At 68.0% G+C, this 23,394-nt stretch carries 9 protein-coding genes; 3 read left to right on the top strand and 6 right to left on the bottom strand.

What is annotated here, in order from left to right:
* Positions 1 to 4 precede the first annotated feature (4 nt).
* Both AC3WTE_RS09480 and AC3WTE_RS09475 read right to left on the bottom strand, forming a co-directional pair.
* Positions 5 to 1,510: a serine/threonine-protein kinase gene (locus AC3WTE_RS09480; protein ID WP_492437146.1), complete on the bottom strand. Its 1,506-nt coding sequence runs from the start codon at positions 1,508 to 1,510 to the stop codon at positions 5 to 7.
* A gap of 187 nt (positions 1,511 to 1,697) precedes the next feature.
* Positions 1,698 to 2,330, bottom strand: coding sequence for a hypothetical protein (locus AC3WTE_RS09475; protein ID WP_492437145.1), 633 nt, complete (start codon positions 2,328 to 2,330; stop codon positions 1,698 to 1,700).
* Between the two features lie 263 nt (positions 2,331 to 2,593).
* Here AC3WTE_RS09475 and AC3WTE_RS09470 point away from each other — a divergent pair, with 263 nt between their 5' ends.
* Complete coding sequence (locus AC3WTE_RS09470) at positions 2,594 to 4,318, top strand: AMP-binding protein (RefSeq protein WP_492437144.1); 1,725 nt, start codon at positions 2,594 to 2,596, stop codon at positions 4,316 to 4,318.
* Between the two features lie 12 nt (positions 4,319 to 4,330).
* Positions 4,331 to 4,972: a GAP family protein gene (locus tag AC3WTE_RS09465; RefSeq protein ID WP_492437143.1), complete on the top strand. Its 642-nt coding sequence runs from the start codon at positions 4,331 to 4,333 to the stop codon at positions 4,970 to 4,972.
* Positions 4,973 to 5,022: 50 nt separating this feature from the next.
* Here the strand turns inward: AC3WTE_RS09465 and AC3WTE_RS09460 are convergent, their stop codons facing one another.
* The 4 genes from AC3WTE_RS09460 to AC3WTE_RS09445 form a co-directional block, all read right to left on the bottom strand.
* Complete coding sequence (locus AC3WTE_RS09460; protein WP_492437142.1) at positions 5,023 to 6,063, bottom strand: alpha/beta hydrolase; 1,041 nt, start codon at positions 6,061 to 6,063, stop codon at positions 5,023 to 5,025.
* 103 nt (positions 6,064 to 6,166) lie between these two features.
* The gene (gene pe, locus AC3WTE_RS09455; RefSeq protein WP_492437141.1) at positions 6,167 to 7,312 is read right to left on the bottom strand and encodes an acyltransferase PE; all 1,146 of its coding nucleotides are present in this window, start codon (positions 7,310 to 7,312) and stop codon (positions 6,167 to 6,169) included.
* Complete coding sequence (locus AC3WTE_RS09450; protein WP_492437140.1) at positions 7,309 to 10,284, bottom strand: MMPL/RND family transporter; 2,976 nt, start codon at positions 10,282 to 10,284, stop codon at positions 7,309 to 7,311. The genes pe and AC3WTE_RS09450 overlap by 4 nt, the downstream gene beginning before the upstream one ends.
* A 31-nt stretch (positions 10,285 to 10,315) precedes the next feature.
* Complete coding sequence (locus tag AC3WTE_RS09445) at positions 10,316 to 11,755, bottom strand: condensation domain-containing protein (protein WP_492437139.1); 1,440 nt, start codon at positions 11,753 to 11,755, stop codon at positions 10,316 to 10,318.
* 346 nt (positions 11,756 to 12,101) lie between these two features.
* Here AC3WTE_RS09445 and AC3WTE_RS09440 point away from each other — a divergent pair, with 346 nt between their 5' ends.
* A complete protein-coding gene (locus tag AC3WTE_RS09440) occupies positions 12,102 to 23,204 on the top strand; it encodes a type I polyketide synthase (RefSeq protein WP_492437138.1) in 11,103 nt (3,700 codons plus the stop codon).
* Positions 23,205 to 23,394: the final 190 nt, after the last annotated feature.

Here is a 23,394-nt window from a genome sequence, read left to right as displayed (position 1 = left end):
GTGCTCAGCGAGCAGACTCAACCGCGGGCTCAGACGCCAGCACTTGACCGTTCTGCACGATCTCCAGGCCTGACGGCGAGACGTGGTACTCGGCCGAGTCGGGATCGTTGATCGCGACGTAGCCGTCGCCGGACGCATGCACGGTTCCCAATCGGATCTTCGCGCCGTCGGACAGCCGATAGCCCAGGTAGTACAGCACGCCGACGCTGCTGCGGCAGATCACGACCGCGGACTGGGCGGTGCGCAGGATCATCGCGGCTTCGTCCGCACCGGCGCACCGCGCGGCGCCGCTGTACGTGGTGAAGCCACGGGAATCGGCGTCGGGCAGCACCATTCGCGCTGTGGTGGGCACCAGCGAGGTGGCAGTCTCCGGTGCGGTGGATTCGACCGACGTCGCGGTCACGCCGGACGTCTCGACCATGGCCGTCGTGGCCTCCGCTGAAGTCGTTGCGCCGCTGCGTCCGTCACGCCCGCGCATCAGCACCAGACCGACGAAGACCAGGCCCACCACCAGCAAAGCCGCGATTCCACCGAGGACCCAGGCCGTCGGACTCGGTCGGGATCGCGCTGCGGGTGGCGGATCCGGTTGGCGCACAGGACCGGCGGGCGCAGCGGCCGGACCGGATCGAATTGTCGGCGCCCCGGGTACCGCGGCGGCCGGCGGCAACGTCGGCGCCGCACCACGCGCCAGCGCCGCGGCGAAATCCGCGCAGGACGGGAAGCGGTCAGCAGGCCGGCGGGCCATCGCGATCGCCATCACGGGGTCCAGATCCGCGAGGTCGCGCCGAAACTCTGCCAGCTTCGGCACGACACCACTCACACGTTGGCTGATGAGCACCACGGGCGTCGAGTCGCCGCCCGGAGGCCGGCCGGTCAGCAGCTGAAAAGCCGTGGCGGCCAAGGCATACTGGTCTGCTCGTCCATCCAGCGCCTCACCGAGCAGTTGTTCCGGCGCGGCATAGCTGGGGGTGCCGAGGGTCATGTTCGTCGACGTCAGCCCATCGAAATCGTCGACGCGCCGGGCGATCCCGAAGTCGGCCAGCATCACCCGGCCGCGGCCGGGACCCTGTGCGCCCAGCAGGATATTGGCGGGTTTGACGTCGCGATGGAGCAGGCCGCGGCTGTGCGCATAGTCCAGTGCGTCGGCAATCGCGGTGACGATCGCGAAGACCTGATCCCGCGGCATGCCACCGGGGCACTGCGTCCGCAGCACATTTCCGGCATCGGAACCTTCGACGTAGTCCATCGAGATCCACAGTCGCCCGTCGCATTCGCCGCGGTCGTGCACGCCCACGATGTGCTGATGCCACAGTGTCGCCGCGGCGTCGGCCTCGCGCTCGAAGCGCCGCCGATATTCGGCGTCGGCGGACAACGATGCGGGCAGCACCTTCAGCGCGTCAGTGCGTGGCAGCCGCGGATGCTGGACCAGGTAGACCTCACCCATGCCGCCGGCACCCAACGATCTGACCACGGTGAAACCGGCGAAGACCGATCCATCGGGTAGCGACATGGTCGGATCGTAGCGGCCCGAACGCGGCTCCAACGTCGGCTTGTATGCCAATTCCGGCCAAATTGTCGGACCCAGGCCAACATTGGATCCCCTCAGCGTCCTCGCTTCCGCTGAGCGGCCGACAACTTCTCCCACGCCCGCAACACCACCACCCCGGGGCTGCCCTGACCTTTCGCCGTCGACTTTGTCACCCATATGACGCTCCACCCGCGGGATTCGAGCTCAGCCGTGTGGCTGTGCACCCACTCGCGATAATCCGGAGCATCCGCTTCCTCGTCGCACTCGACGGCCACCTTCCACCGTCGGTCTGCGCCAGCGAAACACGCAATCGATCGACACCTCGAATTCCGCGATTCACCGCTGCCAGCGCCCACACCTGCGCGGGGTCGAGACCGGTCGCGTTCAGCAACGCATCCAGGACCGGCACCGCCTGGGCTTCGGGCAACAGCCGGCCCAAGTCGAACGCCGTCCGCGCCACAGAGGTCACCCGCATACCGCGGACCTGGCGCACATCTCCTGGAGCGAGGGCGTACGAGCGCACCTGGAGTTCTGCCGGCGCGTGACGGTTGGTCCGCACGACCTCGGCGGGCGCGTTCACATCCAGCCACTTGGTGCCGTGCACGGCCGCCGCCGACAGCCCGCACAACACTGCGTCTGGCCCGGCGAACAGCCACGCCGCCTCGGCGCGCAGCCTCGGCGTCAACGCCACCTCGTTGGCGAGATAGACGCCCCGGTAGACGGCGCGGTACTCGGCACGGAGCTCTCGTTTGGTCAGCAGTCCGGCCTCCACGGCTGCGCTACCGAGAAACGGTCGGTTCATACGGCGAGCATTGCTGCGCCCACCGACAGACCGGATAGCTCTGCCGTGGTTATCCACAGGGGTCGCACGACCCAACCCGGCGGCGGCCGCTCTCCACAACCATCAAAGCCGGGGTGCTACGACGAATGTGCATGTTCGGGCTGAGATTTCGCGGTTTTGTGGGTCAAAACTGCACAGTCGTCGTAGCACTCCGCATCGCATGGAGCACCTGACCGGCAAACCAGTTACCACCGGTCTCACCATCGTTGAGTAGCCTTGGCGCCATGTCCGATGCGTCGATCCTGTCCGTGCTGCGCGAGCGCGCCGCCCTGACTCCTGACGGCGTGGCGTACACCTTCACCGACTACGACCACGACTGGGACGGCGTCACAGAGAGCCTGACCTGGGCCCAGCTGTACCGTCGCACCCTCAACGTGGCGCACGAGCTCCGCATGCACGGCGCTCCCGGCGACCGGGCACTGATCATCGCGCCGCAAGGGCTGGCCTACATCGTCGGATTCCTGGGCGCCATGCAGGCCGGCTTCATCGCGGTGCCGCTGTCGGTCCCGCTACCGGGTTCGCACGACGAGCGTGTCAGTGCCGTCATCACCGATACCTCGCCGACGGTCGTGCTGACCACCGCCGCGGCCTTCGACATCGCCGCGCAGAACGTGGACGACGGTGCCTCGATGGTCGCCGTGATCGCCGTCGACACCCTTGATCTGGATGCCGACCGGGAATTCGACGAAGAGGTGCCCCCGGGACCGGACGTCGCGTATCTGCAGTACACCTCCGGCTCGACGCGGCTGCCGGCCGGCGTGATGATCTCGCATCGGAATCTGCGGGTGAACGTCGAGCAGTTGCTCGCCGATCTGCTGTCGCAGCACGGCGGCGAGTTGCCGCCCGGGGCGTCGCTGGTCTCGTGGCTGCCCTTCTACCACGACATGGGCCTGGTGCTCGGGATCGCGGTCCCGATCTTCTCCGGCCACAAGGGCGACCTCATGAGCCCCATCGCGTTCTTGACCCGTCCGGTGCGCTGGTTGCAGGCGCTGTCCCGCAACAAGCCGGCGTGGTCGGCGGCCCCGAACTTCGCGTTCGACCTCGCCACCCGCCGCGTCACCGACGAGGAGATGGCCGAACTCGATCTCAGCGGCGTCATCGGCATCAACAACGGTGCCGAGCGCATTCACCCGCCCACGCTGATCAAGTTCGACGAACGCTTCGCCTCCGTCGGCTTCCGGCCCGAGATGATGGTGCCGTCCTACGGGCTGGCCGAGGCGACGCTCTACGTGGCCAGCGGCGCGCACGGCCGACCGCCGGAGGTCGTCGAGTTCGCCGCCGAAGAACTCACCCAGGGCATCGCATTGCGTAAAGCCGGTGGGACGCCGCTCATGCGGTACGGGCGGGCGCCGTCGCCGCTCCTGGAGATCGTCGACGCCGACAGCTGCCAGCCGTGCCCGGAAGGCGTCGTCGGCGAAATCTGGGCCCACGGCGACAACGTCTCCGCCGGGTACTGGCGCAAACCCGAGCAGACCGGCTCCGCATTCGGCGCAACGCTCGTGGACGCTCCCGAGGGCACACCCGGGACGGGTTGGCTGCGCACCGGGGATCAGGGCTTCATCTCCGAAGGCGACCTGTTCATCGTCGGCCGCATCAAGGACATGCTGATCGTGCGCGGCCGCAACCACTACTCCGATGACATCGAAGCGACGGTGCAGAAGATCAGTCGCGGCCGGGTCGCGGCCATCGCCGTCACCGACGAACACACCGACCAACTGGTGACCATCATCGAGCTCAAGGCACGGGCTGCCGCCGACGAGCTTGAGAGGCTGAAAAACGATGTGGTCGCGGCGATTTCGCGCGCTCACGGATTGCAGGTCGCCGACGTCGTCCTGGTGGAAGCCGGGTCCATCCCGACCACCACGAGCGGCAAGATGCGCCGGTCGGCCTGTGCCGAGCAGTACCGGCAAGGGCAGTTCGTCCGGCTGGACGGCGGGTCGGGCTCCTAGCCCCCGCTCCCCATGTGGATCACCCTGCTGGTGATGGCGGTCGCGGTCAGCCTGGAGCCGTTCCGCATCGGCATGTCCGTCGTCATGCTGAACCGGCCGCGCCCGCACCTGCAGTTGACGGCATTCCTGTGCGGCGGTTTCCTGATGGGCCTGTCCGTCGGTGCGGTGGTGCTGTTCGTCCTCGAGTCGCGATTACCTTCTTGGGCCTCAGCACATTTCAACCTGCCGACGGTGCAGATCGTCATCGGGGTGCTGGCCCTGGCGGCGGCGGCGCTGCTGGCCGTCACGACGGGCCGTGACCGGCAGGTGCCGGAGTGGCTGAGCCGGCTGCTCGACGGCCGGTCGCTGTGGGTGGCGGGCGTCGCGGGCCTGGGCATCGCCCTACCCTCGGTCGACTACCTGGCCGCGCTCGCAGTGATCGCCGCCGCACGCGTCGAGGCCGACACCCGGATGGGCGCCCTGCTGGCATTCAACGTGGTGGCGTTTTCGTTGGTAGAAGTCCCGCTCCTGGCCTATCTGATTGCGCCGCAACGCACCCGCACCGCAATGAGCAACCTGCACAACTGGGTTCGCGCGCGGCAGCGCCACGAAGTCGCGGGGTTGCTGGCGGCGGTAGGAGTGGTGCTGGTCGCGGCGGGTGCGGTGGGAATCTAGCTCCTAGTGCACGCTCGACATCCAAAGGTCCACCGCACCGTCTCTGAGCCCTAGCTGGGACAGCCTTCCCGGTTGGGGCCGTCGAGTGCCTTGGGCGCTCCTTCGATGGCTTTGTGAACCACGTCGAGCACCTTCGGATCCCAGGTGAGCGCTGTGTTCCAGTCCAGCCCGGCAAGATTGGACACGTAGATCGAATGCGTGTCGTCGAAGGTGTAGCAGTGCCGATGGGGAAGCACTGAATCGCTGATGTTCTTGGCCAGCGCGCTTTGCAACGCCACCAGGCCGTCGTTGGGCCAGATCGTCGGATCCACCTGACCCGGTTTGGTGAACCGCTGCCCGGCGATCAGCACCACCGGGATCTTGTCGAGCACCCCGGACTGGAATTCGTTCCAGCCGTCCTTGCCCATCAGGTACTGCGAGTTGACCTCGCGGCCGGACCCGGACACCAGCTGCTTGACCTCCGCGGCGAAGCTGGTCATCGCCGACTCGCAGAATTTGTCGCCGAGGCAGTCGGTCAGCGGGCGCATTCCATTGGCGTACTCGGACAGATACGACCCCTGCCATGGTGTGCCGATGGTGGTCAGCGACCGGACCTTCACCGGTGATTTCGTCGTCGTCAACACTCGGATCGCCGCCCGGGAGTACAGCCCACCCATAGAGTGCGCCACAACGTCGATCTCGTTGACGCCCTTGTCGGTGTGCAGCCAGTCCAGGAAGCGGGCCAGATGCTCGCCGGCCGTGTCGATGCTGCCCGTGGAATTCACGGTCATGTTCTCCGGCAGCGTCACCGGGCAGACCCCGAACGGGCCGAAGCCGGTCTGGTCGGTCACCTGCCCACGGCCCGCCATCGCCGGTGAGGTGTAGACCACATAGCCCTGCTTGAGCAGGTACTCGCGCAGCGCGGTGTCCGTGTTGCCCGCGGCCAGTCCCGTCGCGCATGCCTGATCCGGGGCGGTGAACGGCGACGTGGCAGCACCGCCGGAGACGATCACCACCGCCGCCGATGCGGGCCGCTTGTCCGAGCCGCCACCTCCTCCGCAGGCAGCCAGGATCAACGCCAACAGCGACACAAGGACGGTCAGTTTCCGCACGAGCAGGATGTTAGCGGCGCGAAGGCGTCGCCACGGCGCATCCGAAACGGCGGACTTGGCCGGAACCGTCGGGTTCGTCCCCTCAGTTCACGAGCAACGGCTCCTAATGCGCGCTCGGCCCGTGGCTCAGGACGTAGTTGATGCCGGACATCAGCTGCGAGACCGGGTCGGCGGCACCGCCGAAGGCGGCCTGCGTCGCCGGGGCGGTCGCGGCGGCCGGGTCGTAGCCGTTGACGGGATCAACCGTGACCGGTGCGGTCGCCGGGTCGTCATTGCGCGAATATCCCGCATCCACCATGGGTTTCATCACGGCGTCCAGGTGATTCATGTCCGCTTCCGACATGCCCAGGTACTTGAACGGCACGACGAGCGGCAGGTGCTGCTCGGGGATCATGTACGTCGTGGTCGTCGCGCCGCGGGAGTTGACCGTCTTGATGACGTTCTGCGGCGGCACGTTCTTCGGGTTGGTGAACGCCACGGCGGTATGGCCGGTGGCCAGGCCGACGACAGCGTTCAACAGCGCCATGAGGTTGTCCGGCCGGTCGGGCCAGTCGGCGATGCTGTCGTACGCGGAGATGAATTGGTAAGTGTCGTACTGACTGTCGACCACCGGCGGCATCCGGAAGTCGAGCGCCGGGACCGTGCTACCCACCGGGAAGTTCTGGCGCAGGAAGCTCTGGGTCCACGGGTTGATCGCGAGCGGGTCGCCGTAGGTCGCGAACGACAGCTCGTTCGGCGCCGGCGCGGCCGGGTCATAGGCCAGCCGGTCCTGCACGGCGTGCACGACCATGGCGCCTTCGGACAGGCCGATCACGGTGCCCGGGCCGCCGTCCCCAACCCGGCGAATCACGTTGCCCTGCCCGATGTCGACGGACTCACCGATGCTCGGGCCGTTCAACCCGATTGCGGGCATCTTCTCGTGCAGTTCCTCGATGCCCGGGATGAAGCTGAGCACGTGGCCCTGCACCTGGCCGGCGGGGTAGTCGACGATTTCGCGCTTCAGGCCGGGGAACCAGTCAGCGCCGGTACGACGGATGTATTCGTCGTACGGAATACCCATGACGTGGGCGCCGCCGAGTGCGTAGCCGCGGCCGGGCGTACCGATCGGCGGGATGGCGGGCGTGATCGGCTCGCCCGAACCGGAGCCAAACCCGGGCCAAGGCTCGTCGGCCGTCGCGATCCAGTCCGCCATGGGTCCGGAGGCACCGACCGTCAGCAGCGTGGTCGCGATGGCAAGTAGCTTCTTCATGCGTTGCTCCCCTGCGTTTTCGGTCGGGACGGCCACCAGTTCGCTTCTCCGACAAGCGTGGCCATGGCGGGCACGGTGATGGTCCGTACCAGGAAGGTGTCCAGCAGAATGCCGGCGCCGATGACGAATCCGCCCTGGATCACCGTGCCGATGCTGGAGAAGAGCAGACCCCACATCGAGGCCGCGAAGATCAGGCCGGCTGCGGTGATGACACCGCCGGTCGACGACAGCGTGCGAATGATGCCGTACCGCATGCCATGTGGCGACTCGTCACGCATTCGCGAGACGAACAGCATGTTGTAGTCGGCACCCACCGCGACCAGCACCACGAAAGCCAGTGGTGGGACGGTCCAGTGCAGCGGCTGGTGGAACAGGTACTGGAACACCACAACCCCGATACCGAGCGCCGCGAAGTACGAAAGCACCACGGAGCCAACCAGATACAGCGGCGCGATCAGCGACCGCAGCAGCAGCATCAGGATGAGCAGCACCACCGCGATGGTGACGATGATGATGAACCGGATGTCGTTCTGGTAGTAGTCGCGAGTGTCCTTGAGCGCCACCGGATATCCACCCATGGACACCGTCGCGTCGGACAGCGACGTGTTCGGCTGCGCGCCGCGGGCGGTGTCGCGGATGGTGTTGACCTGATCCATCGCGGCGGCGCTGAACGGGTCGAGTTTGGTGAGCACCAGGTACCGCACCGAGTGGCCGTCGGGCGAGATGAACATCTTCGACGCCGACTTGAAGGCTTCGAGCTTCAGTACCTCGGGCGGGATGTTGAAGCCGGCCTGAGTCGGCCCGCCCGCGTTCTGTTTCATCGACAGCAGGAACGCCCCGGCCTGGTCGAGGCCCGACCGCATCAGCTTGATCTGATCGACAACCTCGTCGACCCCGTTGGCGACTTCCCGGCTGCCGCTGGCCGACCGGTCGGCGCCCTGGCGGAGCTTGGTCAGATTGGCCTGCGCGCCGGCGGGACTGTCCATCCCCATGCTGCGCATCACCTTGGTCAGGTTGGTCAACGCGCCCTGCAGCTGCTGCACCGACGCGTTGAGCGTCTTCTGGTCCTGCATGTTCTGCAACTGCCCGGCGAGCTTGTTGATCTCGTCGATGGTGCCATCCTGGCGTGCCTCTTCGAGACGCTGGAAATGGCCGCGGGTTTCGGCGCAGGACACGTCGAGATCGCACACCGCGTTGTTCTGCAGCGCCGCGAGCACCGGGCCCACCCAGCCGAACATGTCCTTGGCCGCCGTGTAGTTCAGTCCCAGCGTGTTGCCCAGCTTGCTGACGCTGTTGATCAGCTTGGCCGCGACTTCGACGTTCTGCACCAGCTTTTCGCCGCCGTACTGGCTGCGCATCGCGGTGAAGGCGTCGAGCGTCGTCTGGAGGCTGCCCGCGATCTGGGTGACCTGGCCGCGCACGTCGCCGAGGTTGGTCGCGAGGGTGTCGGCGCCCTTGGCCAGCCGGTTGATGTCGCCTGTCCGCTCGCCGATCATGTTGGCCCCGTCGGTCAGCCGGTCGCCGACCAGACCCGCCTGGAAGGTGGCCCGGAACTCCGGCGGCACCTCGCCGAGCGGACGGGTGATGCCACTGACCATCGCGACGTCCGGCAGTTGGCTGATGCGCGAGGCCATCTGTTCCAGATCGGCAAGGGCCTGCGGGGAGCGCAGGTCGCGCGGCGACTGCACCAGGACGTACGACGGGACGGACTGGTTGATGTTGAAGTGGTTTTCCAGCGCGGCGTACCCGATGGAGCTCGGGGCCGACGCGGCCACGGCCTTGCGGTCGTCGTAGTTGAACTTCGCGAAACTCGCGCAGGCCGCCAGCAGGATCAGCACCAGCAGGCTGGCCACCAGGTGCAGTCGCGGCCGGCGGACGATGCGGGCACCGGACCGGCGCCACAGCTGCGCGGTGATCTCGTTGCGCGGCTTGATCCAGCCGCGTGGCCCGACCAGCGTGATGATCGCGGGCAGCAGCGTGACAGCGGCGAGGAAGGACACCAGGATGCCGATGGCCGACGAGACACCGACGGTGGAGAAGACGCCCATCTTGGCGAAGCTGATGCCGAGGAAGGTGACACCCACTGTCGCCGCCGATGCGGTGATGACCTTGCCGACGGAGGTCAGCGCCTTGCGGACGGCGTCGGTCGAGTCGGTGCGCTGCCGCACGTAGTCGTGGTAGCGGCTGATCAGGAACACCGCGTAGTCCGTGCCCGCGCCGAAGATCATGGCGCTCAGCAGGATGATGGCCTGGTTCGAGACCCCGAGGCCGGTCAGCTGCGACAACCCGGCGACGACGGCCTGCGCGATCACCAGCGACATGCCGATGCCGGCCAGCGGCAGCAGCATGGTGACGGGGTTGCGGTAGACGACGAGCAGGACCAGCAGCACCAGGACCGCGATGGCGATCTCGATGGGCATCCGGTCCTTCTCACCCGCGACGGTGAGGTCGGCGACGGTGGCCGCCGGCCCGGCGAGGTGAATCTTCAGCGGGCTGCCCGCGGTGCTGTGCTTGACGATGTCCGCGACGCGGTTGTAGGCGGCATACGACTGCGGCGTGCCCAGCGCGCCGGCCAGACCGACCGGCAGCACCCAGGCCTTCTTGTCCTTGCTGGTCAGAAAGTTGCGCAGCGGTGGGGTGCTGATGAAGTCCTGCAGCATGACGACGTCGTGTGGGTCGTCGCGCAGGGCGTCCACGAGCTTGCGGTAGGTGCCTTCATCGGCGCGCTCGAGCCCGCGGTCGTTGATGAGGACGACGAGCAGCAGGTCGTCGGTGCCGGGCTCTTTGAACGCCTCGGTCATGTGCCGGGCGGCGACGCTCGACGGGGAATCGGCGGGGAGCATGGCCAGCGGATGCTTCTGGGCCATCTCGTTCAGGCTCGGTACGGACAGCGGCAGGACCGCCGCAAGCGTGATCCAGAGGCCGATCACCACCCAAGGCCACCGCACCACAAAATCGGCTAGCCGTCGCAACTGAGGCCCCTTGTCGAGCCCGCCCGACGGGTCACCAGTTCCCGCCGTCGGCGATCCGCGTGCAGACCGATTTCATCGCCTCCAGGTACCGGGTCACGGACTTCTTGGCGATGGGATTGTCCGGATACATGACCTCCATGACGGTGCCGCCTTCGTAGCGGAACACGTAGATGGTCAGCTGGTAGGAGTAGCGGCCGTCGGAGTAGATGCCGATGTTGTTGGCGTACCCCATCTCGGTGGCCGCGAGGATGGTGTTGAGCGGCGCCGCGCCGCCGTGCAGGAAATTGGACACCGGGAAGTTGGGCCGCGGCCAGTCCAGCCACGGGGCCAGTTCCAGCACGCGGTAGTACGGCACGCGCGCCATGTTCAGGTTGCCGTCGAACGACTCCTGCGCCGCCCAAGCGGCTTCGTTGAAGGTCGCGGCGGCGATGGGCACCGTGATGGGCACCAGGCCGGTGAACCAGCCCTGCGTCATGAAGTTGTCCGTCGTGCGCCGGGTGTCACGCGGGGTGAGCCCGTAATACGTTGCGGCACCGGTCAGTTCGTGTTCGACCTGGGCCATGCAGGCGAACAGGCCGCCGACGAATCGGGCCCCGGCCGCCTCACAGGCAGCCTCGAATCGTGCCGTCTGGTCCGGGTCCAGCAGCGATTCGCCGACCATGTCGCCGACCGACGGCTCCATGGCGTTCCCCAGCGGCAACGGGAACTCCGGCATGCTGTTGTTGTTGTTCTCAGCAAACTCGATCCAGGCCTGAACCTCGGGTGAGTCGACGGTCAGGGCCGAGGTGCGCTCGTGCTCGGCGACGCACCATTCGTCGAAGCTGCCGGCGTCGGGCAGAGCAAACGCTGAGCCCCCTGTTGTCAATGCTGTGTACCGGCCATGAGCCTCCAGCATGGTGATGCCGATGAGCGCGGCATCCCCGTGGACATGGTCGATGGCGGCATAGAAGTTGAAGCTGTCTTCGCTCTGCACGATGCCGAAGGAGAAGCAGCCCCACTCGAGCGGCGTCGGAATGTCCACCAGATGCTTGCGGACCTCTTCGACCGCCAGCTCGCCGTGGTTGACGGGCTCGAATTCGAGGTCCTCGGGATCGGTAATTGTATGGCGAAGGATCTCGACCGTGCCGTTTCCCGTCGCTCCGCTCGCCCCGGTATCGGTGCACTCGAACCAGCTGCGGTACGTGTCGTGTCTGCGCAGGTAGGAGTTGAGCGCCTCGTTCATGGCCGCGATATCGCACTGGCCGGGCACTTCGCACGTCGCGATGATCTGGCGGGAGTATTCGAGGCCCGAGCCGGTGCGCTCGACGACACCCCGGATGTGCTGGCCCTGCATGTAGCTGACCGGAACCGGGCTCACAGGCGCCTGCCGGGCCACTTCACGAGCCGTGTCGGTGGGATGCCAAGAGGTCAGGACTCCCGGGATCGGCGTCCAATCATCGATCTTTCCGATCGTGATCTTCCCGATGCGCAATTACTTTCCTCCCAGGTTTGGACACACTGAGGTCCGGCAACGCTGTTGGCGCCATCAACATACCCCGGCAACCTTCGCGGGCGCCGTTACGCCTGGTGGGGCGGTCCTCGATGACCGACCAGCACCGCTGCAGTTAATCCTCGTGCTTCAGCAACCTACATGTAATACTGGCCCGCAGACGATGAGCTGGCCGTGGCCGTTCGGAAGATCAACTGGCGGTGGCCGTTCAGTAGATCTGCCGACCATTCGACAAGGCCGGCCGTTCGCAACAGAAATTCTGGCGCTGAGCACGGTCTCCTTGCGTGGGATCGGACATCACCGGCAAACGCGGGAGGACATTTTTTTCATGGCAACGATCGAAGGTCCGGAAGCGTCCAGCTTTGCGATCGTCGGATATGCCGCGCGATTCCCCGGAGCAACCGACGCCGAATCCTTCTGGGAGATGCTGCGCGAAGGCCGGGACGCCGTATCCGAGGTGCCCCGGGATCGCTGGGATGTCGACGAGTTCTTCGACGCCGACCCCGACGCCCGCGGCAAGATCATCACCCGCCGCGCCGGCTTCATCGACGACGCCGTCGGCTTCGACGCGCCGTTCTTCGGAGTGTCCACCCGCGAAGCCAAGATGATGGACCCGCAGCAGCGGCTGCTGCTGGAGACGGCGTGGCGCGCGGTCGAGCACTCGGGCACCGCGCCCTCGGCGCTGGCCAACACCCCGACCGGCGTGTTCATCGGTCTGGCCACGCACGACTACCTCGGTATGGCCTCGGCTGAATTGGCCTATCCCGACATCGAGGCCTACATGGCCATCGGCACCTCCGGTGCCGCCGCCGCGGGCCGCATCAGCTACCGGCTGGGCCTGCAGGGGCCGGCGGTCACGGTCGACACCGCGTGCAGCTCGTCGCTGGTCGCCGTCCACCAGGCCTGCCAGGCCCTGCAGCTCGGCGAGTGCGATCTGGCGCTGGCCGGTGGTGCGAACGTCATCCTCAGCCCGGCGACCATGATCACGTTCTCGCAGTCGCGCATGCTGGCCCCGGACGGCAAGTGCAAGACGTTCGACGCCTCCGCCGACGGCTATGTGCGCGGCGAGGGCTGTGGCGTCCTCGTCGTGAAGCGGCTCGCGGACGCAGTCCGGGACGGTGACCGGATCCGGGCCGTCATCCGCGGCAGCGCCATCAACCAGGACGGCGCCTCGGGCGGCCTGACCGTGCCCAATGGCGTTGCGCAGCAACGCGTTATCGCCGAGGCGCTGGAGCGCGCGGGCCTGACACCGGGCGACGTCGGGTACTTGGAGGCACACGGCACCGGCACCTCGCTGGGTGACCCGATCGAGGTCCAGGCCGCCGCCGCCGCGTACGGCACCGGACGTGACGCGACAGATCCGCTGCTGATCGGCTCGGTGAAGACGAACATCGGGCACCTGGAGGCCGCCGCCGGTGTCGCCGGAATCATCAAGGTCGTCCTGTCGCTCGAGCATCAGGAACTGCCCAAGCACCTGCACTTCAAGAACCCGTCGCCCCACATCCCGTGGGACCGCATCCCCGTCAAGGTCGTCGACGAGGCCACCAGCTGGGAGCGCGGCGACCGGCCGCGCGTCGCGGGCATCAGCTCGTTCGGCTTCTCCGGCACCAATGCCCATGTGCTGATCGAGGAAGCGCCGCCGGTCGTCGCCCCCACGCAGACCCGCACCGAAGAGCCCGACGACCGGCGCTTCATGGTGCTCCCGCTGTCCGCCCGGACCCCGGCCGCCCTGGTGCAGTCCGCCGAGGACTACCGCACCTGGTTGGCCGCGCACCCCGAGGCCACGCTGTCCGACGTCTGTGTCACAGCCGGTGCGGGTCGCGCCCATTTCGAGCACCGCGCCGCGCTCGTGGTGAATTCCCTGGATTCCGCCCGCGAATTGCTCGGTGCCCTCGCCGACGACCGCCCGGCACCGGGCCTGGTGCGCGGCACGACCGCCGACAAGCCGAAGACCGCCTGGCTGTTCCCGGGCCAGGGCAGCCAGTTCGCCGGCATGGCCAAGGAGCTGTTCGAGACCGAACCGGTGTTCGCCGAGACCATGAAACAGTGCGCGGCCGCGGTCGACGAGATTTGCCAGGGCGAGCGAAGCGACGGGACATATCCCGTAAAGCCTTTCCTCGAAGTGATATTCGATGACGGTCCCGGCGCAGAGGAGACGCTGCGGCAGACCAGCTATGCCCAGCCGGCGATCTTCGCCGTCGAGATGGGCCTGGCCCGCCTCTGGCAGTCGTGGGGCTTCGAGCCCGACGTCGTGCTGGGCCACAGCGTCGGCCAATACACCGCGGCGTGCGTCGCGGGTGTGTTCAGCCTGGAAGACGGCATGCGCCTGCTCGCCGAGCGCGGCCGGCTGTTCGGCAACCTGCCCGCAGGTGGCCGGATGGCGGCGATCTTCGCCGCGCCCGAGCGCGTCGAGCGGCTCACCGACGAATACCCGAGCCTGTCGGTCGCCGCGTACAACGGCGCCAACACCGTGCTCTCCGGCCCGGGTGCCGACTTGGAGCGCGCCGTCGCAGGACTGACCGGCGACGGCATCCGCTGCGACTGGCTGGAGACCAGCCACGCCTTCCACTCGGCTCTGCTGGACCCGGCGCTCGACGAATTCGAGTCGTACGCAAACCAATTCACGTTCAATGCGCCGCAGCGCATCCTGGTGTGCAACCGCACCGGCGACACCCTCGGCCGCACCGCCAAGCTGGATGGCCAGTATTGGCGCCGGCACGCGCGCCAGCCCGTCGAATTCTCCAAGGGCGTCGAGACCCTGGCCAAGCTCGGTTGCGCGGTGCTGCTCGAAGTCGGTCCGCAGCCGGTGCTGACCGCCGCGGCTCTGCGCGCCTGGCCCGACCCGGCGACCGCGCCGCGGGCCATTGCGTCGTTGCGCCGCAAGGGCGCTGACCATCGGCAGATCACCGAGGCCCTGGCCACCACGTACACCGCCGGTCACCTGCCCGACTTCGCGGCCGTCCGGCCCGGCTCTACGCACACGTTCGACCTGCCGACCTACCCGTTCCAGCGCAAGGCGTACTGGTTCCGCGACGAGCGGCTGGCGCCGTCGGCCCTGGCGCACCAGGGCGCCGGGGCCACCACCGAAGCCGTCCGCCTGCTCGAAGACGGCCGCATCGACGAACTCGCGACCCTGCTGGGTGGCAGCGATCAGTCCACCACCGAGGTGCTGAACAAGCTTGCCGCGCAACACAACCGGCAGCGGAGCGCACAATCCCTCTCGGACGCCCGCTACGAAATCCGGTGGGACACGATTGCGGCCGGCGGCGCCGCGGAAGTCGGCGAAGGCTCGGCGTGGGTCCTCATCGGTGACATGACCAATCAGGGCGCGGTACTTGACTCATTGACCGAGGCCCTGACCCGGCTCGGTCACCGGCACCGGGTCCTCGGCTTGCCGGGGTCCGATGCCGACGAGCAGCAGCTCGAGGCCGACCTGCGCGCGGCCGTCGACGACGAGCCGGCACTACGCATCCTGCACGTCGCGGCGCTCGATACCGATCATGCGTCCATGCAGGCGCTGCTGCGGATGCAGCACCGCGTCCTCAGTGGCACGCAGCGCCTGTTCCGCGCGGCGGCTGCCGCCGAGTTGCGGGCGCCCATCTGGATGATCACCCGTGGCGCGCAGCGACTGCTCGACACCGACACCGTCGCACCCGAGCAGACCGGGCTGTGGGGCTTCGGCCGCTCGGCAGCGCTGGAGTACCCGCAGGTGTGGGGCGGTCTCGCCGACCTCGCCGAGGGCAGCACCGAGGAATGGTCGCGGTTGCTCACCCAGGTGATCGCGGCCGCACGCGGCGAAGACCAGATGGCCCTGCGCGCCGACGGCGTGCACGTGCCTCGCCTGGTCCGCCGTACCGGTCAGCCGAACCCGACGCAGCTGGAATTGCGGGCTGACGCAACGTATCTGGTGACCGGTGGCCTGGGGTCGCTCGGCCTGGAGATCGCGAACTACCTGGCCGCGCACGGCGCGCGGCAGCTGGTGCTGACCAGCCGGCGCACGCCGAATGAGGCAGTGCAACAGCGCATTGCCGCGCTGCGCGAACAGCACGGCTGCCAGACCCGCGTCATCACCGCCGATGTCGCGAACCCGCACGACGTCGCCCGCCTGATGTCCACGCTGCGTGCCGAGCTGCCGCCGCTGGCCGGTGTCGTGCACGCGGCCGGGGAGAACAGCACCACCGGCCTGGCCACCCTGGAAGACGCCGAGCTGGAGCGCGTGTTCGCCGGAAAGGTCTGGGGCGCCTGGTATCTGGCCGAGGCCGTAAGTGGTCAGGGTCTCGACTTCTTCCTGTCCACGTCGTCGATCTCCGCGGTGTGGGGCAGCTACGGGCAGACCGCCTACAGCGCGGCCAACGCTTTCCTCGACGGCCTCACCTGGCGCCTGCGTGAGCAGGGTGTGCCCGGCATGAGCGTCAACTTTGGTCCCTGGGCGGCCGGTATGGCCGACCCCGATGCCCGTGCCCAGTTGGAGCGCCGCGGCGTCCGCACCCTCTCCCCCGCCGACGCCCTCGCCGGCATGGCCGACGTCATGGTGGCCGACGGTTCCCCCGCCGAAGCCGTTGTGGCCCGGATGGATTGGGCCAAGTTCCTGCCGATCTACTCGCAGGCCGGCTCCCGGGCCCTGCTGGCCGAGGTGGCCCGCGAGGTACCCGAATCCGCGGGTGCTTCCGGCACCGTCGGCGCGTCCGGAAACACACGATTTGTCGAGCAGCTCATCGCGGCGCCGGTGCAGCAGCGTAAGAAGCTGGTGCTGGAGTACCTGCGGGATGCCGTCGCCGAGGTGACGCGCATCGAGGCCGCCGAAATCCGTGAGGAGACCGGGTTCTTCGACCTGGGCATGGACTCGCTGATGGCCGTCGAACTGCGCCGCCGCCTGGAACAGGCTGTCGGCAAGGAACTTCCGGCGACGCTCGCGATGGACCACCCGCGGCTCACCGATGTCGCGGACTATCTGCTCAGCGACATCCTCAACCTCAGCGAAAAGTCGGCAGTCAAGGCCGTCACCCAGGTCAAGTCCCTCGCTGCTGCCGACGAGCCCATCGCCATCATCTCGGTGGCATGCCGCTTCCCCGGTTCGCCCGATCCGGATGCGTTCTGGCAGGTGCTTTCTCAGGGCGTCGACGCGATCAGCGAGATCCCCGAAGACCGCTTCGACGTCGACGAGTTCTACGACCCCGACGCCATGACGCCGGGCAAGATCTACACCCGCTCCGGCGGCTATCTCGAGAGCGTCGACACCTTCGATCCGGAGTTCTTCGGCATCTCGCCGCGCGAGGCCGTGTGGATCGATCCGCAGCAGCGCCTGATGCTCGAGATCGCCTGGGAGGGTCTGGAACGTGCCGGCTACGCCCCAGCGGCGTTGCGCGGCAGCCGAACCGGCGTGTTCGTCGGCGTCGGCGCCAACGAGTACTCACACCTGTTGTCGGGTGGCTCGGTCGACAACCTCGAGCCGCACTTCATCACCGGCAACGCGCTCAACGCCATCGCCGGTCGCGTGTCGTTCACGCTGGGCCTGGAGGGCCCGGCCATGGCGGTCGACACCGCCTGCAGCTCGTCGCTGGTGGCCGTTCACCAGGCCGCGCAGGCCCTGCATGCGGGCGACTGCGACATGGCCCTGGCCGGTGGTGTCAACGTGCTGCTGAGCCCGGCGTCCATCGTCGCGGCGTCCCGCGCGCGGATGCTGGCGCCGGACGGCCGCTGCAAGACGTTCGACGCCGCTGCCGACGGCTACGTCCGCGGTGAAGGCTGTGGCGTCCTGGTCCTCAAGCGGCTCAGCGATGCGCAGCGCGACGGCGACCGCATCGCCGCCGTCATCCGCAGCACCGCGGTCAACCAGGACGGTGCGTCCAGTGGCCTGACGGTACCCAATGGTGGTGCCCAGCAACGTCTCATCAACACGGCCCTGGCTCGGGCCGGGCTCAGCGGCGGCGACGTCGACTATCTGGAAGCACACGGCACCGGCACCCCGCTCGGTGATCCGATCGAGGTGCAGGCCGCCGCGGCCGCCTACGGCGCCGGTCGCGACGCGAACCGACCGCTGCTGATGGGTACGGCGAAGACCAACATCGGACACCTCGAATCCGCGGCCGGCGTTGCCGGCCTGGTCAAGGTCGTGTTGTCGCTGGAGCACGAAATGCTCCCGCAGACCCTGCATTTCAACAAGCCATCGCCGCACATCCCGTGGGACTCGCTGCCCGTCCAGGTGGTGGACAAGCCCACGCCGTGGCACACCGACGGTCGTCCGCGTCGCGCGGGCGTCAGCTCCTTCGGGTTCACCGGCACCAACGCCCATGTGCTGTTGGAAGAGGCACCGATGGTGACTTCCGATGACGACGTCGCAGACAACGTCACGCCCGAAACCCCGGCCGCCGAACCCGTCAGTGTGCTGCCGCTGTCGGCGCGCTCGGCTCAGGGGCTCACGGCGCTGGCGCAGCGTTACCGCGACTGGCTGGAAGCCCACCCCGATGCCTCCATCGCCGACGTCTGCTTCACCGCCGGCTCCGGCCGTTCGCACTTCGAGCACCGCGCCGCGGTGGTCGCGAACACCGTCCACGACGCCAAGAACCTGCTGGAAGACCTGGTGGCGAACAAGCTGCGGCCGGGCGTGCTCAAGGGCGAATGCACCGACCCGCCGACCACCGCGTGGTTCTTCCCCGGCCAGGGCAGCCAGTACCCGGGCATGGCACGCGAATTGTTCGAGACCGAACCGGTTTTCGCCGACGTGGTGCGCCGCTGTGCACAGGCGGTGGATCCGATCCTGCCGCGCCCGCTACTCGAGGTCATGTTCGCGAATGACAGAAATAATGCGGCAGAGGCTTCAATCTCTCTGCGCAACACCGCGTTTGCGCAGCCTGCGATCTTCGCCGTAGAGATGGGCCTGGCACGGTTGTGGCAGTCGTGGGGCATCGAGCCCGACGCGGTGCTGGGCCACAGCGTCGGCCAGTACGCGGCCGCCTGTGTGGCCGGTGTGTTCAGCCTGGAGGACGGCGCGCGGTTGATCGCCGAGCGCGGCCGGCTGTTCGCCAGCCTGCCCGCGGGTGGCCGCATGGTGGCGGTATTCGCCGATCCCGAATACGTGGAGCGTGCCGCTGAGGCGTTCCCCCGGGTTTCGGTCGGTGCGTACAACGGCCGCAACACCGTGCTGTCGGGCCCGGGTGAGGATCTGGAGCAGATCGTCGCCACCTGTAGCGAGGACGCCACGCGCTGCACTTGGCTCGAAACCAGCCACGCCTTCCACTCGGAGCTGCTGGACCCGGTGCTCGACGAATTCGAGTCCTTCGCAACGCAGTTCCAGTTCGCGGTGCCGACGCTGCCGCTCATCTGCAACCGCACCGGTGCGGTGCTGACCGCCGAGACGCCGATCGACGCGCAGTACTGGCGCCGGCATTCGCGTCAGCCCGTGCAGTTCACCGAAAGCGTCAAAACCGTCGCGGCCCTGGGTTGCTCGGTACTGATGGAGATCGGCCCGCAGCCGATCCTCACCGCCGCCGCGCTGCAATGCTGGCCCGAATCCTCGGAGACCCCGCGCGCCATCGTGTCCCTACGCAAGGGCGCCAACGCGCAGCGGCAGATCACCGAAGCGCTGGCCACGACGTACATCTGCGGGCACCGGCCCGACTTCGCGGCCAAGAACCACGGGCCCAAGAATCAGAGGCGCCGGGTCGAACTCCCCACTTATCCCTTCCAGCGGCGCCGTTTCTGGCCCAAGACCGCAAATGTCGCCGGCATGAGCTCCGGCGGGGCGGCGGCGACATCCGGAATCCTGGGCAGTGCAAAGGATCTGGCCACCGGCGACACGATCTACAGCAACGTGCTGTCGGTCAAGACGCAGCCCTGGCTGTCACACCACGTCATCTACGGCACCGTCGTGGTGCCGGGTGCGACGTACGCGGCCATGGCCCTAGCCTCGGTCGGCGCGCCGGCGCGGGTCAAGGAGGTCTTCTTCTACGAGCCGATCATCCTGCCCGACAAGGCCTCTCGCGAGACCCAGCTGACCATCCGCGCCCTGGAGGGCGGCGAGGGCTGGAAGTTCCAGGTGCACAGCCGGCCGAACGGGGTCCGGGAAGCCGAGTGGTCGCTGAACGCCGACGGCACGCTGCTGGCCGGTGCCGACGAAGCCGACGCCTCGGACAATGTCGCCGGTTCGATGGAGGACGTCGTCGAGCGCATGGAGCGGCTGCGTCCGCAGCAGCTGTTCGAGACCTTCAACGACATGGAATTGGCGTGGGGCCCCACCTGGTCCACCTCGCTCAAGTCGCTGTGGGTGCGGGACGGCATGGCCATCGGTGACGTGGCCGTCGGCGATGAGCTCGCCGAGCACCTCAGCAGCGAGCCCATTCACCCTGTCCTGCTTGACCTCTGCACCGGTGTGGCCTTCCCGGCCTTCCCGGCGCTGCTGGCCGCCGAGCACGGCATGCACGACCTGTTCCTGCCGCTGCGGTACGGCCAGGTTGAGCTGCGCGAGAAGATGCCGCGGCGCTTCTACGCCCGGGCACGCTGGCACACCAGTGAGCTGACCAACGAGACGCAGGTCTTCGACATCGACTTCCTGGACCGGGATGGCAAGCGGCTCGGCGGTATCACCGAGTTCACCGTGAAGCGGGCGCCCCGCGAGGCGCTGATGCGCGGGCTCGGCGGCGACACCACCCGCCTGCTGTACACGCTGGGCTGGCAGGAGGGCGCGACGCCGGGTTCTGCGGAGGAGGCTGAAGCCAAGACCGCGGGTACCTGGCTGGTCGCCGGCTTCGATGAACTGGCCGCCGGCCTGCCCGGCGCCGTCAAGCTCGACCAGACGCTGGACGCCGCCGCCTGGCAGCAGGCGATCACGACCGCCGCCGAAAGCGGCTCACCGGTCACCGGAATCGTCTGGCGCGCTTCGGGACACGACGACGCCGACAGCACGTCGGAAGCAGCGGCACGGCTGGAGACCGAGGTCGGCACCGTCCTCAGCGCGATGCAGACCGCACTCGCCGAGGAGAAGCTGAACCTCACCGGCGGCCTGTGGATCGTCACCGAGCGCGCTGTGGCCACCGAGCCCGGCGAGCCCGTCGACCCGGTGCAGGCAGCGCTGTGGGGCCTGGGCCGCACCGTCATCAACGAGCAGCCGACCCTGCGGCTGAAGCTCGTCGATCTCGACGACGCCGACGACAACGCCACCAACTGGCTGACCGGCATTCTGGGCACTCCGGTGGCCGAGTCGGAATTCGCGCTGCGGCAAGGCAAGTTCCTCGTACCGCGGCTGATGCACTGGGCGCGCAACGGCCACCTGCCGATGCCGCGATCCGACGACTACGTGCTGGCTCCCACCGAGCGTGGTGCGATCGACAACCTGCGGCTGACCGAAAAAGAGGTGACGCCGCCCGCGCCGCACGAGGTGCAGGTCCGGATCGAGGCCGCCGGCCTCAACTTCCGCGATGTGCTCAACGTGCTCGGCCTCTACCCGGGCGATCCCGGGCCCATCGGCGGCGACCTGTGCGGTGTCATCACCGAATTGGGTTCGGAGGTCACCCGATTCGAGGTCGGGCAGCGGGTGTTCGGCTCCATGCAGGGCGCCTTCTCCAGCCGCCTCAACGTGCCGGAGCAGTTGCTGGCCGTGGTCCCCGAGGGCATCAACCCGGTCGACGCGGCGACGCTGCCCGCGGCTGCGCTGACCGTCCGGCTCGCGTTCGACTGGGCGCAGCTCAAGCCGGGCGACCGCGTGCTGATCCACGCCGCCAGCGGTGGTGTCGGTTTGGCGGCGGTACAGATGGCGCGTCAGAAGGGCGCGATCGTTTTCGCCACTGCCAGCACCTACAAGCGTGCGACGCTTCGCAACATGGGTGTCGAGCACGTCTACGATTCGCGCACAACCGATTTCGCGGACCAGATTCTCGCCGACACCAACGGTGAGGGCGTGGACGTGGTGCTCAACAGCCTGACCAACGAGGGCTTCGTCGAGGCCACGGTGCGAGCAACCGCCCAGGGCGGCCGGTTCGCCGAGATCGCCAAGCGGGACATCTGGACTCCCGAACGCATGGCGGAAGTTCGGCCGGACATCAACTACGAGATCGTCGCGCTGGACGTGACGATGATGACCGACCCGGCACACATCCAGCGCCTCATGGAAGAGGTGGCCGACGGACTGGCCAAGGGTGAGTGGACGCCGGTGCCTGCCGAGGTCTACCCGCTGACGGAGGCCAAGACCGCGTTCCGCCGGATGCAGCAGGCCCGGCACATCGGCAAGATCGTGGTGCAGATGCCGAAACCGCTGCAGCCGCATGGGGACCGGACGTATCTGGTCACCGGTGGCCTCGGGGCGCTCGGCTTGCACACCGCGGCATACCTGGCCCAGCTGGGTGCCGGTGACATCGTGCTGACCAGCCGGCGGGAGCCGGATGCCGACGCGCAGCGCGCCATCGACGCGATGATGGAGCGCTTCCACTGCCGGGTGCACGTCTTCTCCGGTGACGTCGGTGACGAGTCCTCGGTCGCGGCGTTGCTCGACCGAATCCGCACGGAACTGCCGCCATTGGCCGGTGTGGCGCACCTGGCGGGCGTGCTCGACGATGCGCTGCTCCCCCAGCAGGATCTGGAGCGCTTCCGGAAGACGCTGGGCCCCAAGGCGTTCGGTGCACTGCATCTGCACAAGCTGACCCAGGACGACGATCTCGACTTCTTCATCGTCTACTCGTCGGCGTCGGCGGTGCTGGGTTCACCGGCGCAGGCCAACTACGCCACCGCCAACGCGCTGCTCGACGGCCTCGTCGCGCACCGCAGGGCACTGGGGCTGCCGGCGACGGCCGTCAACTTCGGTCCGTGGGGCCGGGGCGGCATGGCCAGCTCGCAGGCCGTGACCGCGAACCTGAGTGCGCAGGGCATGATGCCGCTCGAGCCGTCAGCGGCGCTGGCGGCGCTCGGCGAGGTGATTCGGCACGGTGCCGCGCAGGCGACGGTCCTCAAGGCCAACTGGCAGCGGGCCGCCAAGATGCTCGGCGGCATCCGCCCGCCGCTGCTGGACCAGGTGTTGCCGACCAGCGACACGGCGGCCGCCGGCGACAGCGAGCTGCTCCGCCAGCTGCAGGAGATTCCGGACGCCCAGCGCGCCGGGTTCATCACCGAATTCCTGCAGAAGGAGGTGCAGGGCTTCCTGCGCCTGGCACAGCCGCCGGCGGCGACGAGCCGCTTCCTGGACCTCGGCACCGACTCACTGATGGCGGTCGAGCTGCGTAACCGGTTGTTCGGGCAGTTCGGCGGGAAGTTCGACATCAGCCCGACGGCGATCTTCGACTACCCGACGCTCGGGGAACTGGCCGGGCACCTGGCGTCGCAGCTGCCGCCGTCGGATGCCCCGGAGGCGCCTGCTGCCGGATCCGAGGCGCCGGCCGAAGAGTCGAACCAGGCACCTGAGACGCCTGCGGCCGCGACCGAGAGTGAGCCCGGGGCAGCGGACTGACGTCACGAACGTGAGGGGTGTGCACGCCATCTGGCGGTGCACACCCCTCAGTTTTTGATCGAGCTCGTCCCCGTGACCCGTTACGCCGAGGGCAGCCGCAGACTGATTCACGGATCCCATCGATAGCCCCAACAGTTATTGACGCCGTCGATACACTCCCTCCACGACGCAGCGACTGTCCGCTCGTCGC

It is taken from the genome of Mycobacterium sp. FW102-FHT13B02 (assembly GCF_058790275.1).
This window is presented reverse-complemented; position numbering and strand designations above follow the sequence as displayed.